At 73.9% G+C, this 775-nt stretch carries 1 pseudogene; it reads right to left on the bottom strand.

Annotated features, from left to right (window positions below):
- Positions 1 to 775, bottom strand: a pseudogene (locus tag HLK59_RS50290) (hypothetical protein); the annotation flags it as partial.

Here is a 775-nt window from a genome sequence, read left to right as displayed (position 1 = left end):
CCCGGGGAGTCGGTGCGTGGATCTTGGTGAGCGGGGCTCGGCGTGGGGTGCGGGGCGAGTTCGGTGCGTGCAGGGGCGTAGGGCTGTTCTCGGCGGCCGGAGTCGTCGAGGGTGTGGTGCTCGCCGTGTTGGGGACGGAGGTCGGGTGGGTCGGGAGGTGTGCGCGATCCGTTCGGTCCGTGGCTCTGGCGGGGCCGGTCCAGGAGGTCGAGGAGGTGGTCCGGTTCCAGGCCCGCCGCGTTGAGGCGGATCGGGAAGCGGTCCAGGAGGTGGGGGGAGAGGCGGCCCACCTCCGACTCGCGGCACGCGGCCAGCCAGCGGGCCCGGGGGCGCCAGCGGGCGCGGAAGCCGGAGCGTTCGACCGCGGCGACATCGGCGCCCAGGAGCTGCACCGCGGCCCGCATGCCGGGCAGGCTCAGCCGGACCAGGTCGGGGACCACGACCAGCGTCGACGCCTCCGGGTCGGTGTCGACCAACGGACCCGGGGCCAGCGAGAAGTTCATCCCGGCGCCCTCGTGCCGCAGCGTGGGACGCAGCCACAACTCGTCGTCCCCGGTGACCGAGCCGAGCATCGCCCGCCGCACCGGCCGCCCGCTGCGCAGCCCGAGAACCCGGGCGAACGCGTCCGTCACCGGCGCCACCATCTCCGGCTCCAGATCGAACAACAGCACCCCGTCAAGGCCGGGCCCCAACGCGGAACACGCCAGCACCTGCAACAGCCGCTGCCGAGGCCCGGCCTTGACGGGGTGCTGTTGTTCGATCTGGAGCCGGAGAT

The sequence above is a fragment of the Streptomyces sp. S3(2020) genome (genome assembly GCF_013044505.1).
Taxonomy (GTDB): Bacteria; Actinomycetota; Actinomycetes; order Streptomycetales; family Streptomycetaceae; genus Streptomyces.
This window is presented reverse-complemented; position numbering and strand designations above follow the sequence as displayed.